Consider the following 15,741-nt stretch of genomic DNA (forward strand, 5'->3'; position numbering starts at 1 on the left):
TCATAACGGACTGACCTGGGGCGATACATGGGATGGATCAGCATCTGATTGGGAGTGTCGTGTGTATTGACTCGTTCGTGGACCTGTGGAATCACTATGACATGGGATGTCTGAGTGGTTCCTGTGGGTGCTCTCGATTGCCCTCGCCACCATCCCGTTCGGCCAGGCACAGCACTCTCTGTCACCTTCCCCCACCTACGCGAGGAACAGAATGCGGCCTTCACTCCTTTCCCGTCGCAGCCCCACGGCTCGCAGACGACGCTTACCGGCGTTCGCGGTCACAGGCGTGATGGCGCTGCTGGCCATGATGACGGCGACCTCGCAGACATGGTCCGCCCCGGCATCGACACCGGCGCCCTTGGTGAGTTCGGCGTCGGGGCGGTGTCTGGACGTCAAAGGCAATGTCGACACCCCGGGAACGGCGCTGGACATCCAGGACTGTGACAATCAGCCGAACCAGGCGTTCGAGTTCACCTCGGCGGGCGAGCTGAGGACGATGAGCGGCACCCGCTGCGTGGACGCCTACGACAACCGGACCGCGCCGGGCACCCCGGTGATCATCTGGTCGTGCAACGGTCAGCCGAACCAGGCGTGGCGACAGAACTCGGACGGGTCCGTCACCGGTGTCCAGTCCGGCCTGTGCCTGGACGTCAACGGGGCGGGCACGGCCAACGGCACCGCGGTCATCCTGTGGACCTGCAACGGCCAGAGCAACCAGAAGTGGACCACGTCGACGACTCCGCCCGCGCCCGGTGGGTCGGGCCCGTGCGACCTCTACTCCGCGGGCGGCACTCCGTGTGTGGCCGCGCACAGCACGGTGCGGGCGCTCTACGGGTCGTACGGCGGCAGCCTGTACCAGGTCAGGCGCGCCTCGGACAACGCGACCAGGAACATCGGTGTGCGGGGGGCCGGCGGCTTCGCCGACGCGGCGGCGCAGGACTCGTTCTGCGCGGGCACCTCCTGTGTGATCACGGTCGTCTACGACCAGTCCGGACGCGGCAACGACCTGTGGTACCAGGGATCGGCCCAGGTCCCGGGATCGAGTCAGAGCAGTCCCGCGAAAGCGACCTCGGAGTCGCTGACCGCCGGGGGCACCAAGGCGTACTCGCTGTACATCAATCCCGGGAACAGCTACTGGCGGGACGGTCATCTGACGGGCGTGCCGACCGGCAGCGCGCCCGAGGGGGCGTACATGGTGACCAGCGGCACCCACGTCAACAACGGCTGCTGCTTCGACTACGGCAACAGCGAGACGACACGGAAGGCCGACGCGGCCGGGGCGATGGACGCGATCAACTTCGGCACCCAGTGCTGGTTCGGCGGCTGCTCGGGAAGCGGCCCCTGGGTGCAGGCCGACCTCGAATGGGGCCTGTACTCCGGGGGCAGCCAGTCCTGGAATGGCAACCAGCGAGCCTTCACCAGCAAGTTCGTCACCGCGATGCTGAAGAACAACGGGACGTCGAGGTTCGCCCTCAAGGGCGGCAACGCGCAGTCCGGCAGCCTGACCACCCTGTGGGACGGCGGACTTCCCGGCGGATACAGCCCGATGAAGAAGCAGGGCGCCATTGTCCTCGGCAGCGGCGGTGACTGCTGCAAGCCCGGTGGCGGCGCCAACCTGAGCGCCGGCACCTTCTATGAGGGCGCCATCGTCGCCGGCTACCCCTCCGACGCGACCGACAACGCGGTGCAGGCCAACATCACCGCGGCCGGATACCGCTGAGTCCTTCTGTCCCACGGCGAGTTCTGCCGCAACCCGGCCCAGGAGGCAATGACATGCACATGATCACCCGGATGTTGGCGGTCGCGTTCTCCATCGCGCTGTTCTGCATGGGCGTACCCCTCGTCTGTCTCGGCACGGCGCAGCCCGCCGCCGCGCTCGGCAACGGGCTGGCACTGACCCCGCAGATGGGCTTCAACGACTGGAACGCGTACGGCTGCAACGTCTCCGAGTCGCTGATCAAGTCCACCGCGCAGGCGATGCACACCAACGGCATGCAGGCAGCCGGCTACTCCTACGTCAACATCGACGACTGCTGGATGACCCACAACCGCGATTCCGGCGGCCGTCTGGTGCCGGACCCGGCCAAGTTCCCCGACGGCATCAAGGGCACCGCAGACTACGTGCACTCGCTGGGGCTGAAGCTGGGGATCTACGAGGACGCGGGCACCGCCACCTGCGCCGGGTATCCGGGCAGCCTGGGGCACGAGAGCACGGACGCCCAGTCGTTCGCGTCGTGGGGCGTGGACTACCTGAAGTACGACAACTGCAACAACAACGGGGTGTCCGCGCAGAGCCGGTACACCGCGATGCGGGACGCCCTGGCGGCCACGGGCAGGCCGATCCTGTACAGCCTGTGCAACTGGGGCCAGGACAACGTGTGGACCTGGGGCGCGGGCGTGGGCAACAGCTGGCGCACCACCGGGGACATCAGCGCCAACTTCGCCAGCATGCTGTCGATCTTCCACAGCAACGTGGGACTGGCCTCCTACGCGGGACCGGGCCACTGGAACGACCCGGACATGCTGGAGGTCGGCAACGGCTCGATGACGGCCACCGAGAGCCGCAGCGAGTTCAGCCTGTGGGCGGAGATGGCCGCACCGCTGATCGCGGGCACCAACATCCCCTCGGCCAGTGCGGAGACCCTGTCCACGCTGACCAACTCCCGGGTGATCGCGGTCGACCAGGACCCCCTCGGCAAGCAGGGCACCATGGTCTCCTCCTCGGGCGGCCGGGACGTGCTGGCCAAGCCCTTGGCCAACGGGGACGTGTCGGTGGCGCTGTTCAACGAGACGGGCTCGACAGCGACCATCTCCACCACCGCGGCCGCGATCGGCAAGACCGGGGCGTCCGCCTACACCCTGACCGACCTGTGGTCGGGGGCGTCCTCCACCACCTCGGGCACGATCAGCGCCTCGGTCCCGGCGCACGGCACCGTGATGTACCGGGTCGCGGGCGGCACCAGCGGCGGCGGCACCAGCGTGACCGGCGCGGTGCACGCGGTGGGTGCGGCCAAGTGCCTGGACGTACCCAACGCGACCAGGACCGCCGGCACCCAGGTGCAGATCTGGAGCTGCAACGGCGGCGCCAACCAGACCTGGACGCACTCCGCGTCCAACCAGTTCACCGTCTACTCCGGCAGCGACCAGATGTGCCTCGACGCCTACAACAACCAGACCACACCGGGCACGAAGGTGGAGATCTGGTCGTGCAACGGCCAGAGCAACCAGCAGTGGACGCTGAACGCCAACGGCACGATCACCGGCGTCCAGTCGGGCCTGTGCCTGGATGTCGCCGGAGGAGCCACCGCCGACGGAACCCTCGCCGAGCTGCGGACCTGCAACGGCGGCAACAGCCAGCGGTGGACGTTGGGATGACTCCGCATTCGAACCCCGGAGGAGGTCTCCATGCTCGAACCAGCCGGTGATCGCCGAAGCAGGCGATGGAAAGCCGTGCTCCTTGTCGCCCTGGCGATGGCCGTGGCCGCGTTCGGCGTACCGGCCTTCGCCACATCCCCGCGGGCCGGTACGGCGGCCGTCGCCCGTCCGGCGGCCCACAGCGTGGCGGACGCGTCGCTCCCGTGCGACCTCTACGCCGCGGGCGGTACGCCGTGCGTGACGGCACACGCCACGACCAGGGCGCTCTTCGCCGCGTACAACGGGCCGCTGTACCAGATCCAGCGGGCCTCCGACCACACCTACCGCGACATCGGAGTGCTCAGCGCCGGCGGGTACGCGGACGGCGCGTCGCAGGTGTCGTTCTGCGCGGGCACGTCCTGCACGATCACGAAGATCTACGACCAGACCACCAAGCACAACGACATGCCGATCTCCTGGGGCGGCTACTGGAAGGGGCCCGGGCCGGGCGGGTCCGACGTCGGCGCGGACGCCATGGCGCTGCCGGTGACCGCGGCCGGCCATCAGGTGTTCGGCGTCAAGGTCACCCCCGGCGTGGGCTACCGGCTCGACCACGCCGCCGGGGTGCCCACCGGGGCCCAGCCCGAAGGCATCTACATGGTGACCTCGTCGAACTACACGAGCCAGTGGTGCTGCTTCGACTACGGCAGCGGTGAGAACTCCCACACCGACACCGGCAACGCCACCATGAACGCCATCTACTGGGGCACCGCCTGCTGGTTCGGCGGCTGCACCGGCAGCGGCCCGTGGGTCGAGGCCGACCTGGAGAACGGCATGTTCCACACCAACACCGGCTCCAACAAGGACCCGAACAACCCCGGTGTGCACTACCCCTTCGTCAGCGCGTGGCTGAAGAACAACGGCACCACCAACTTCACTCTCAAATACGGCAACGGCGCGAGCGGCGGCCTGACCACCACCTTCTCCGGTCCCCTGCCGAACGGCTACTCACCGATGAAGGTCGACAGTTCGGTCCTGCTCGGCACCGGGGGCGACAACAGCCCCAACGGCGTGGGCGAGTTCTTCGAGGGCGCGATCACGGCGGGCTATCCCTCCGACGCCACCGAGAACGCCGTCCAGGGCGCCATCACCGCGGCCGGCTACGGCGCGGGGGGCGGTGGCGGTACGTCGACCGCGCTGCACGCGGTGGGTGCGGGCAAGTGCCTGGAGGTGCCCGGCGCATCCACGACGCCGGGTACGCAGACGCAGATCCGGGACTGCACCGGAGCGGCGAACCAGACATGGTCCAGGACCGACTCCCGCCAGCTCACCGTGGACTCGGGCGGCAGCCGGCTGTGCCTGGACGCTTCCAACCAGGGCACCGGCCCCGGCACCAAGGTCATCACCTGGACCTGCAACGGCCAGGCCAACCAGCAGTGGAACGTCAACGCCAACGGCACCGTCACCAGCGCCCAGTCCGGCCTGTGCCTGGACGTGACCGGCGCCGCCACCGCCAACGGCACCCCCGTCGAACTGTGGACCTGCAACGGCGGGTCCAACCAGCAGTGGTCACTGAACTGACCCCGTGACACGTGACGCAGGAGGACCGAATGAGGGCGAGAGCGAGACAGGGCCGTCTGGTACTGGCCGTCGGCATCGTCTTGGCGTTCGTGCTGCAGCTGTCGGCGACTGCCGAGAGCCGGGCCGTCTCGGGCGAGGCGCTGAGCGTGAACCTGGCGTCGACGCGGGGCCCGTCGACCGGCGTGGGTGAGGGGTTCCTCTACGGTTTCACGCAGGACGGCAGCCAGCCGGCGGATCAGTTCATCAAGCCGCTGGGGATCAACGCGTTCCGCGGCGGCGGCTGGTTCTCCGGCGGCTGGATCAGGGACAACTACCAGTACGGATCGGCCACTCGGGCCGACCTCGACTCGATCGTCGCGCAGGCGAAACGGCTCACCCAGCCGCCGTACCACGCCCAGTACCAGGTCCTGGTCAGCGACATCTACGGCGCCAACGGCGGCCAACCGTCCAACACCAGGTACCCGTGCGACAACGGCGACTGCTCCAACTGGATCGGCTTCATCGACTCCACCGTGGGCGCACTCCAGGCGTCGGGGCTGAAGTTCGCCTACGACATCTGGAACGAGCCGGACATCTCCGCCTTCTGGACCCGCGGGGTGAACAGCGCCCAGTACTTCCAGATGTGGGACACCGCCTACCGGGAGATTCGGCGCATCGCCCCCTCGGCGCAGATCGTGGGACCGTCGCTCGCGTTCACCCCGCAGAGCAACCCGGGGGAGTGGCGGACCTGGCTGGCGCACGTGAAGGCGGCCGGCACGGTCCCGGACATGATCACCAACCACGACGAGGGTGACGTCGACGACCCGGTCACCGTCTCCCAGTCCCTCAACAGCGCCCTGACCACGGCGGGTATCGGCCCGCTGCCGCTGTCCGCGAACGAGTACCAGCCCGCCGACCGGCAGACCGCCGGGGTGACGGCCTGGTACCTGGCGCGGTTCGCGCAGTCCGGGTACACCAACGCGATGCGCGGCAACTGGGTCTGCTGCGTCACCCCCAACCTGACGGGTGTGCTCACCCAGAGCGGCGGAACCTGGCAGCCGACCGGCAACTGGTGGGCGCTGCGCGACTACGCCGACATGACCGGCACCCTGGTCGACACCTCCGGCCAGGTCGGCTCCACCGCGATCTCGGCCTCCGAGGACCCCACCAACAAGCGCGCGGTGGCGATCATCGGCGACGCGAACGGCAACTCCGGTACTTCGTCCGTGACCTTCAACGGCCTGGCGTCCGTACCCTGGCTGACCAATGCGGGCAGCGTGCACGTCACGGTGCACCGCATCCCGGACCAGGCCCCGCTCGCCGCGCCCCAGACCGTCTACGACCAGAACCTGAGCGCCTCGGGCGGCTCGATCACCGTGCCGTTGACGTTCCAGGGCGCGCACGACGCGTTCGCCGTCTATCTCACCCCGGCCACCTCCGGCGGCGAGGGCTTCCCGGCCGGCAACCACCAACTCGTCGTCGCCAACAACAACTTGTGCCTGGACGTGTACGGCGCCTCAAGCAGCGCTGGGGCCGCGATCGACCAGTGGACCTGCAACGGGCAGAGCAACCAGCAGTTCCAGTTCGTGCCGGCCTCGGGCGGCTACGGCGAACTGCGCGCCCAGAACTCCGGCCAGGACGTCGCGGTGGCCAACAGCTCCACGACGGCAGGCACCCCGAACATCGTCCAACAGCCCCCCGGCGCAGCGGCCAACGGCCTCTGGCTGCCTGTCCGCCAGTCCGACGGCTCCTACGCCTTCCAGAACCGCAACAGCGGTCTGTGCCTGGACGTCTACGGCGCCGGCAGCACCGCGGGCCAGCAACTCGACCAGTGGCAGTGCAAGAACGCACCCGGTACCAACCAGGACTTCTTCGTCCGCTGAACCGTCCGCTGGTCCGCACCGGCCGTGGACACCCCCCACCTGCGAAAGGAACCCACCGTGTCAGCAATCGCACGGCTGCTACGGCGCCTGCGTGTCCCGACGGCCGTGGTCGCGGGCCTCGTCCTGGCCGCCGGCGGCGTCGTGGGCACAGCCGCCGCCCCGGCCCGGGCGGCCACCGCCATCACCCTCAACGGCGCGTCCGGCGGACGGACCTTCGACGGCATCGGCGCGATCAGCGGGGGAGGCGGCAACAGCAGACTCCTGATCGACTACCCCGAACCCCAACGCGGCCAGGTCCTCGACTACCTTTTCCGGCCCGGCTACGGCGCCTCCCTGCAGATGCTCAAGGCCGAGATCGGCGGGGACACCAACTCCACCTCGGGAGCCGAGCCCAGCCACCAGCACACCCGCTCCGACCTGAACTGCGACCGGGGCTACGAATGGTGGCTGATGGAACAGGCCAAGGCCCGTAACCCGAACATCAAGCTGTACGGGCTCGCCTGGGGCGCCCCGGGCTGGATCGGTAACGGTAACTTCTGGTCCACCGACATGGTCAACTACCTCGTCTCGTGGCTGGGCTGCGCCAAGCAGCACGGACTGAGCATCGACTACCTCGGCGGATGGAACGAGCGAGGCTACAACGTCTCCTGGTACCAGCAGCTGCGGAGCGCCCTCAACAGCAACGGCTACGGCAGCGTCAAGATCGTCGCGGCCGACTCGGACTGGTCCGTGGCGAACGACGTCAACTCCAACCCGGCGTTCGCCTCCGCGGTGAGCGCCATCGGCACGCACTACCCGTGCGGCTACCGGTCGTCCCAGTCCACCTGCTCGGTGCCGGCGGCCGCCATGTCGTCCGGCAAGCCGCTGTGGGCGAGCGAGAACGGCTCGGACGACTACAACGGGGGAGCGCAGGCCATGGCCCGCGGCATCAACCGCGGATACATCGACGGACGCATGACCGCGTACCTCAACTGGCCGGTGGTCGCCGCGCTCACTCCCAATCTGCCGTACCCCACCATGGGCATGGCCCTGGCCGCGCAGCCGTGGTCCGGCTCCTACTCGGTCGGAAAGAACACCTGGGTGATGGCGCACACCAGCCAGTTCACCAGCCCGGGATGGCACTACCTCGACGCCTCCAGCGGCTACATCGGCGGCAACCGCGCCAACGGAAGCTACGTCTCGCTCAAGTCCACGAACAACTCCGACTACTCCACGGTCATCGAGACCATGGACGCCGGCAGTGCGCAGACGCTGAACTTCAACGTGACCGGGGGACTGTCCACCGGAACCGTCCACGTCTGGTCCACCGATGTCGGGTCCGCCAACCCGGCCGACCACTTCGTGCACACCACGGACATCACCCCGGCCGGCGGCGGATTCAGCCTGACCGTCCAACCCGGCCACCTCTACACCCTGACGACCACGACCGGACAGGGCAAGGGCACCGCCACCGGTCCCGCCCGCAGCGCGCTGAAGCTGCCGTACAGCGACTCCTTCGACAGCTACACCACCGGCACCGAGGCGAAGTACCTCATGGACTGGCAGGGCGCCTTCGAGACGGTGGGCTGCGGCGGCGGCCGCAGCGGAAAGTGCGTGCGCCAGATGAGCCCGCAGAGGGCGATCACCTGGGACTCGCTGACCGATCCGCACGCCCTGCTCGGTGACGTGGGCTGGGGCAACTACACCCTCACGTCGGACGTGCTGCTGGAACAGCCCGGATACGCCGAGCTGATCGGCCGTGCGGGCGGGCACGACTACGACCGCACCGGCGGTCAGAACGCCTACCGGCTGCGGGTGAGCGACACCGGGGCCTGGTCGATCCTCAACTCGAACACCAACGGCACCGTCACCACCCTGGCCCGCGGCACGACCGCGGCGCTGGGCACCAACCGGTGGCACAGCCTGGCGCTCACCTTCGCCGGCACCACGATCACCGCCGTCATAGACGGCGCCACGGTCGGTTCCGTGAACGACGGCACCTGGGCCGCCGGACAGATCGGCTACGGGACCAGCCAAGGCGAGACGGCACAGTTCGACAACCTGTCCATCACGCCCGGCAGCGGCGGTAACGACGGCGGCACGACCGGCGCGATCGTCGGGGCGGGCTCCGGCCGGTGCGTGGACGTGCCGAACCAGTCGCAGACGGCCGGCACCCAGGTGGCGCTGTGGGACTGCAACGGCGGCAGCAACCAGCAGTGGACGAACACCTCGGCCGGTGAGCTGCGGGTCTACGGCAGTGACTGCCTGGACGCCGCGGGCCAGGGCACCAGCCCCGGCACCAAGGTGGACATCTGGGGCTGCACAGGCGGCGGCAACCAGAAGTGGACGATCCACGCCGACGGCACGATCACCGGTGACCAGTCCGGCCTGTGCCTGGACGCCACCGGCGCCGGAACGGCCAACGGCACCCTGCTGCAGCTGTGGACGTGCAACGGCAGCAGCAACCAGAAGTGGACGCGCGACTGATCCCGTGACCGGCGGCCGGACTTCCTGAGCCTCCCCGATCCCTCTGAAAGGCCCCACATGACTTCCTCGTCCCTGCCGATCAGCCGGCGCCGACTGCTGGCGGCGGCCGGCGCGGCGACGGCCTACGGCCTGCTGCGGTTCGCCCCGGAGGCCGCGGCCACCGACGGCCCCGCAAGCTACACCCCGAGCTGGTCCTCCGTGGACCAGCACCCCCCGGCCCCGGCCTGGTTCCAGGACGCCAAGTTCGGCATCTACTACCACTGGGGTGTCTTCAGCGTCCCCGCGTTCGGCAACGAGTGGTACCCGCGCAACATGTACATCGGCGGCTCGTCCGAGAACAACCACCACAAGTCCACCTACGGCGACCCCTCCGCCTGGCCGTACAACAACTTCATCGACGGTGCCCGTGACAAGGCGGGCAACTTCGTTCAGTTCGCCCCGAAACTGGCCTCCCAGGGCGGCAAGTTCGATCCGGACGCCTGGGCTCGGCTGTTCAAGGCGGCGGGCGCCAAGTTCGCCGGCCCGGTCGCCGAACACCACGACGGCTTCTCCATGTGGAACAGCCGCGCCAACCCGTGGAACTCGGTCCAACGCGGCCCCAAGCTGGACCTGGTGGGGCTGCACGCGCAGGCCATCCGCGGACAGGGGCTGAAGTTCATGGCCTCGCTGCACCACGCCTACCACTTCAACGGCTTCTACGACAACGTGCCGAACCAGTCGGACCCGACGCTGCGCATCCTCTACGGCCAGCAAGGCTCGGCCGCGGAGAACAAGCTCTGGTACGACAAGCTGGTCGAGGTCATCGACGGCTACCAACCGGACCTGGTCTGGCAGGACTTCGACCTGCACCTCGTCCAGGAGTCCTACCGGCTCCAGTTCCTCGCGCACTACTACAACCAGGCCGTCGCGTGGAACAAGGACGTGGTCGCGACCTACAAGGACGGCCTCAACAACAAGGGTGAGGTCTTCGACTTCGAGCGCGGCGGCCCGGCAGGTCTGCTCACCCCCTACTGGCTGACCGACGACAGCATCTCCTCCTCCAGCTGGTGCTACACGGTGGGCATCGGCTACTACTCGACGCAGGCACTGCTGCACTCGCTGATCGACCGGGTCAGCAAGGGCGGCAGCATGCTGCTGAACATCGCTCCGATGGCCGACGGCACCATCCCCTCCGGGCAGCAGTCCATCCTGCTCGCCATGGGCGACTGGCTCGGCCGCTTCGGAGAGGCGGTCTACTCCACCCGCTCCTGGCCCAGTTACGGCGAGGGCCCCACCAAGATGGGCGGCGGCTCGTTCAGCGGACCGGTGGCCGGCAAACCACAGGACATCCGGTTCACCCGCAGCCGGGACAACAAGGTCCTGTACGCCACCGCGCTGGGCTGGCAGGGCGGCACCATGACCGTCACGACGCTGAACTCGAACCAGATCAACCTCAGCAGCCTGACGGGTGCCCAACTGCTCGGCAACACCGCCGGCACCTACGTCAACCTGCCCGCACCGACCCAGGACGCATCCGGCCTGCACCTGACCATGCCCTCGTCCAACCCGCCCTTCAGCGCCCTGGCGTACACGGTCAAGCTCACCTTCTCCGGTGAGATCCCCGTCCTGGGCGCGCCGGGCGGCTCCACGACCTGGGTGAGGATCGCCAACGTGACCAGCGGACTGGTGCTCGACAGCGGGGGCAACGTCGCTTCCGGCTCCAACCTCAAGCAGTGGAACTACGACGGCAGCACCAACCTGCAGTGGCAGCTGATCGACCTCGGCAACGGCTACTACCGCATCATGAACCGCACCAACGGCATGGCCGCCGACAGCTGGGGCAACACCGCCAACGGCGCTCCCGCCCGCCAGGAGGCGTGGAACGGCGGCAACAACCAGCAGTGGTCCCTCACCAGCCTCGGCGACAACCGCTACCAGATCGTCAACCGTGGCACGGGCACCGCCCTCGACGGCAGCGGCAGCACCACGGCCGGCTCCACCACGGTGCTGTGGACCCCGAACTCCAGCACCAACAACGCGTGGACCATCACCGGCGTGTGAACCGGCGCTCCCCGTACGACAGAAGCCCTCGACGACGGAAGAACTCGACGACGGAAGAACTCGACGACGGAAGAACTCGACGACGGAAGAACTCGACGACGGAAGAACTCGACGACGGAAGAAGGAGAGCATGGAACGTAAACCGCTCCTATTGTCCATCGCGGCCGCACTGCTTCTCATCCTGACCACCGCGGGCACCTCGTTCAGCAGCGCCTTCGGCGCACCCGCACCGGCCACGAAGTCCGCCGCGGCGGCGAGCGCCGGATGCGGCAAGGCACCGACGCTGACCAGCGGCAACCACACGATCCAGAGCGGCGGCCAGAACCGCAGTTACATCCTGCGGGTCCCGGCCGGCTACGACAGCAACCACCCCTACCGGCTGGTCTTCGGCTTCCACTGGCGGGGCGGCACCGCGAACGACGTCGACTCGGGAGGCACGGACGGCTACAACTGGTCCTACTACGGCCTCAGGCGCCTGGCGGACAACGCCAACAACAGCACGATCTTCGTCGCCCCCCAGGGCAACGGCAACGGCTGGGCCAACCCCGGCGGCCAGGACGTGGCCTTCGTCGACGCCATGGTCAACCAGATCGAATCGGGCCTGTGCGTCGACACCACCCAGCTGTTCTCCGCCGGCTTCAGCTACGGCGGCGCGATGTCGTACGCCCTCGCTTGCTCCCGGGCGACGGTCTTCCGCGCGGTCGCGGTCTACTCCGGCGCGAACCTCAGCGGCTGCAACGGCGGCAACCAGCCCATCGCTTACATGGGACTGCACGGCCTCAGGGACAACGTGCTGCCCATCCAGTCGGGACGAGACCTGCGCGACACCTTCGTCCGGACGAACGGCTGCACCCCGCAGAACCCGCCCGAGCCGGCCAACGGAAGCCTGACGCACATCATCACCACCTACTCAGGATGCAGGTCCGGATACCCCGTCGTCTGGGCCGCGTTCGACGGAGCGGGCCACGACCCCGGACCCATCGACGGCTCCACCGGCGACGGCTGGCGCACCTGGACGTCGGCGGCGGTGTGGCAGTTCTTCTCCCAGTTCGGCTCGAACCAGCCGCCGCCCCCGCAGTCCGGCAACCAGGAGATCGTCGGCCAGCAGTCGGGACGCTGCCTCGACATCAACAACTCGACCACGGCCAACGGCACGCAGGCACAGCTGTGGGACTGCAACGGCGGCTCCAACCAGCGGTGGACCTACTCCACCGGAAAGCAGTTGGTCGTCTACGGCAACAAGTGCCTGGGTGTCGGCCAGGGGGCAGGCAACGGCACCCCGGCGGCGATCTGGGACTGCAGCGGACAGGCAGACCAGCAATGGAACGTCAACGCCGACGGCACGATCACAGCAGCGCAGTCGGGGCTCTGCCTGGACGCCAACGGCCAGGCGACCGCCAACGGGACGAAAGTCCAGCTGTGGAGCTGCTCGGGCGGCGCCAACCAGCACTGGCGCCTGCAGAACTGAACGATTGACGTCCTGAGTTAGCGACGATAAGTCAACGTCGTTAACTCAGGACGGGAGTAGCTCGTGGTCACGCTTGAAGCCGAAGAGGTCTACGCGCTCGCGCCGTACGCCAAGACGCTCGGAGTCGAGTTCCAAGAGATCAATGCGACCGGCGTCCAAGCCGGGCTGGCGCACGATCTCTCCCTTTCCACGGTGGGCGGCGGCCTCCACGGAAGGGCGTTGATGGGGCTCGCCGATGTGTGCGCTGCCGTGTGCGCCGCCCTCAACGGGCCGGTCGGCGCCGCACCGGCCACCGTGGAGTCGAGCACGCATTTCCTTCGCCCCGCACGCACGAGCGTCGTTGCGACAGCCCGTCCCCTGCGTCTGGGGCGCAACACCGTCATTGAGGTCGACGTCCACGATGAGAAGGGCGAACTGTGCGCCCGGGTGACCTAAGTGGTCACCGCCGTTGTGCCGAAGGCACCCTGATACATGTCGGCGACCGGTTCCCGGGTGCGCGCCGCCAAGGGGCAGGGCGGGCTGCTCCGAAACCAGCTCCCCGACATCGCCGATCAACTACTGGAGGACGGGGGCGCCGAGGGGTGACGATTCGTGCCGTGGCGACACGTGCGGGAGTCAGCCCGCCTGCCGTCTACCTCCACTTCGCCTTGAAGTTGTGTGACGGCATGCACGGGGCGGTTTCTCTGCTGATCCACCAAGAGCGTGATGCCTGGCCTCCGGACCGCGATCGCTACGTCAGACGGGCGGCATCCTCTGCCGTCCACGGCGCGCTTCTCACCGCGTCCCACACGTCCGGACCCTCGGTAGCCGACGTGACGCAGTCGGGCTGACTCCGGGTGCCTGGACGGCATCCGGGGCCGGTCAGGTCAGACGGCGGTGCCGGTCACCGCGCCGGCGTTCTTGGTCACGCCGTAGGTCACGGTGGCGCCGCTCCAGAAGTGGAAGAGCGTGTTGTCCCGCAGGGCGTTGAGGAAGTCGGAGGTGAGCAGGAGCCCGTTGCCGGAGTAGTCCGGGCTGAAGGACACGTTGAACTCCTGGTAAGGACTCCAGTTGACGGGCCCGGCGTTGGAGCCGGTCGCGTCGGTCAGCACCGGCCTGTCGGATCCGGGCGGTTCGGTTCGAGGCCCGCGGAAGACTCTCGTGCACTCCCTCATCGCATCGAATGTTTCGGGAGTCTTGGCGAATCATGCGAGATGTATTGACGCCGCTCTACGGTTCCCTATCATCCAGATTGCTCGGTAGTTCGACTGCTGTTCGGTATGACGAACGAGAGGGCCGCTGCACCCGCACAGCAGGACGTCACCGCACACACCTGCCGCCATGCTTGAGTCGCAAAGGGTATGCCGCATGATGCATCTGTCATGGTCGCGTCAAGCGTGCCGTCGCAGCCGTGCGCCGACGGCCGCCACCGGCCCTTCGCCGCTGCCTGGGTGCCGCGGACCGCTACGAACCGCACCATCTCGACAGTCCGGCCGGCCTTCGCGAGGGCAGCCGGAACCGCTCACTCGAGGACAACGAGGTCCCCATGCGCAGACGTAGTTTCGACCGCGGACGTGTGTCCGTGATGCTCGCCGCCGCGATCGCGGTCCTGGTCGCGTTGGCGGCGATGCTCGTCGCCAACCCGGCTCAGGCAGCCACCAGCGGCGCCTTGCGCGGTGTCGCCGCCGGCCGATGTCTCGATGTGCCGAACTCCAGCCAGACCGACGGTACGTACGTTCAGATCTGGGACTGCTCGGGCGGGACCAACCAGCAGTGGACGGCGACGGACAGCAACCAGTTGACCGTGTTCGGCAACAAGTGCCTCGATGTTCCGGGCCACGCCACCGCGGCCGGTACCCGGGTGCAGATCTGGACCTGCAGCGGGGGTGCGAACCAGCAGTGGCGGGTGAACTCCGACGGCACGATCGTCGGCGTGGAGTCCGGACTGTGCCTCGACGTCACGGGCTCCGGTACGGCCAACGGCACGGCGGTGGAGATCTGGACGTGCAACGGCGGCAGCAACCAGAAGTGGACCGGCCTGTCCGGGACAACCCCGCCGGGCGGCGGCAACTGCGCTCTGCCGTCGTCGTACCGGTGGACGTCGACGGGAGCGTTGGCCCAGCCGGCGAACGGGTGGGTCTCGCTGAAGGACTTCACCAACGTGGTCTACAACGGCAAGCACCTGGTCTACGCGTCGAACGTGTCGGGATCGTCGTACGGCTCGATGGCGTTCAGTCCCTTCACGAACTGGTCCGACATGGCGTCGGCCGGCCAGACCGGTATGAGCCAGGCCACGGTGGCGCCCACGCTGTTCTACTTCGCACCCAAGAACATCTGGGTGCTGGCGTACCAGTGGGGGGCCTGGCCCTTCATCTACCGCACATCGAGCGACCCCACCAACCCCAACGGCTGGTCCGCACCCCAGCCCCTGTTCACCGGCAGCATCTCCGGGGCCGCCCCGATCGACCAGACCCTGATCGCCGACGACCAGAACATGTACCTGTTCTTCGCCGGTGACAACGGCAAGATCTACCGGGCGAGCATGCCGATCGGGAACTTCCCCGGCAGCTTCGGCTCGTCGTACACGACGGTCATGAGCGACACGGTGAAGAACCTGTTCGAAGCACCGGAGGTCTACAAGGTCCAGGGCCAGAACCAGTACCTGATGATCGTCGAGGCTCGGGGTGCGAACGAGCAGCGCTTCTTCCGCTCGTTCACGGCCTCCAGCCTGAACGGTTCGTGGACCCCGCAGGCCGCCACCGAGAGCAACCCCTTCGCGGGCAAGGCCAACAGCGGCGCCACCTGGACCAACGACATCAGCCACGGTGACCTGGTCCGCAACAACCCCGACCAGACCAAGACCATCGACCCCTGCAACCTGCAGCTCCTCTACCAGGGCAAGTCCCCGACCGCGAGCGGCCCCTACGACCAACTGCCATGGCGGCCGGGCGTCCTCACCCTGCAACGCTGACCGTTGACGGATGCTCATCG

The 15,741-nt window shown here is 68.1% G+C and carries 11 protein-coding genes; 10 read left to right on the forward strand and 1 reads right to left on the reverse strand.

Features of this window, described 5'->3' with window-relative positions:
- Positions 1 to 289: 289 nt before the first annotated feature.
- From ACZ48Z_RS28475 to ACZ48Z_RS28515, 9 genes are all read left to right on the forward strand, one after another.
- Positions 290 to 1,720 (forward strand): arabinofuranosidase catalytic domain-containing protein, encoded by a 1,431-nt coding sequence (locus ACZ48Z_RS28475; protein ID WP_468738735.1) that lies wholly within the window; start codon positions 290 to 292, stop codon positions 1,718 to 1,720.
- A gap of 53 nt (positions 1,721 to 1,773) precedes the next feature.
- Entirely contained in the window at positions 1,774 to 3,375 is a 1,602-nt protein-coding gene (locus ACZ48Z_RS28480) for a glycoside hydrolase family 27 protein (RefSeq protein WP_468738736.1), read from the forward strand.
- A gap of 30 nt (positions 3,376 to 3,405) precedes the next feature.
- A complete protein-coding gene (locus ACZ48Z_RS28485; RefSeq protein WP_468738737.1) occupies positions 3,406 to 4,935 on the forward strand; it encodes an arabinofuranosidase catalytic domain-containing protein in 1,530 nt (509 codons plus the stop codon).
- A gap of 29 nt (positions 4,936 to 4,964) precedes the next feature.
- Positions 4,965 to 6,797 carry an RICIN domain-containing protein gene (locus ACZ48Z_RS28490; RefSeq protein ID WP_468738738.1) on the forward strand — a complete coding sequence of 611 codons (1,833 nt, stop codon included), beginning with the start codon at positions 4,965 to 4,967 and terminating at the stop codon, positions 6,795 to 6,797.
- A 57-nt stretch (positions 6,798 to 6,854) separates the two neighbouring features.
- The gene (locus ACZ48Z_RS28495) at positions 6,855 to 9,263 is read left to right on the forward strand and encodes a ricin-type beta-trefoil lectin domain protein (protein ID WP_468738739.1); all 2,409 of its coding nucleotides are present in this window, start codon (positions 6,855 to 6,857) and stop codon (positions 9,261 to 9,263) included.
- A gap of 57 nt (positions 9,264 to 9,320) precedes the next feature.
- Positions 9,321 to 11,303, forward strand: a complete 1,983-nt coding sequence (locus tag ACZ48Z_RS28500) for an alpha-L-fucosidase (RefSeq protein ID WP_468738740.1) — start codon at positions 9,321 to 9,323, stop codon at positions 11,301 to 11,303.
- 130 nt (positions 11,304 to 11,433) lie between these two features.
- Positions 11,434 to 12,771 (forward strand): ricin-type beta-trefoil lectin domain protein, encoded by a 1,338-nt coding sequence (locus ACZ48Z_RS28505; protein WP_468738741.1) that lies wholly within the window; start codon positions 11,434 to 11,436, stop codon positions 12,769 to 12,771.
- Between the two features lie 63 nt (positions 12,772 to 12,834).
- Positions 12,835 to 13,206, forward strand: a complete 372-nt coding sequence (locus tag ACZ48Z_RS28510; protein ID WP_468738742.1) for a PaaI family thioesterase — start codon at positions 12,835 to 12,837, stop codon at positions 13,204 to 13,206.
- Positions 13,207 to 13,367: 161 nt separating this feature from the next.
- Positions 13,368 to 13,601: a hypothetical protein gene (locus ACZ48Z_RS28515; protein ID WP_468738743.1), complete on the forward strand. Its 234-nt coding sequence runs from the start codon at positions 13,368 to 13,370 to the stop codon at positions 13,599 to 13,601.
- Between the two features lie 36 nt (positions 13,602 to 13,637).
- On the opposite strand, the gene ACZ48Z_RS28520 is transcribed toward ACZ48Z_RS28515, so the two are convergent.
- Positions 13,638 to 13,862 (reverse strand): hypothetical protein, encoded by a 225-nt coding sequence (locus ACZ48Z_RS28520; RefSeq protein ID WP_468738744.1) that lies wholly within the window; start codon positions 13,860 to 13,862, stop codon positions 13,638 to 13,640.
- A gap of 434 nt (positions 13,863 to 14,296) precedes the next feature.
- On the opposite strand from ACZ48Z_RS28520, the gene ACZ48Z_RS28525 reads away from it, so the two are divergent.
- The gene (locus ACZ48Z_RS28525) at positions 14,297 to 15,721 is read left to right on the forward strand and encodes a non-reducing end alpha-L-arabinofuranosidase family hydrolase (RefSeq protein WP_468738745.1); all 1,425 of its coding nucleotides are present in this window, start codon (positions 14,297 to 14,299) and stop codon (positions 15,719 to 15,721) included.
- Positions 15,722 to 15,741: the final 20 nt, after the last annotated feature.

The sequence above is a fragment of the Streptomyces sp. NPDC031225 genome (genome assembly GCF_055570355.1).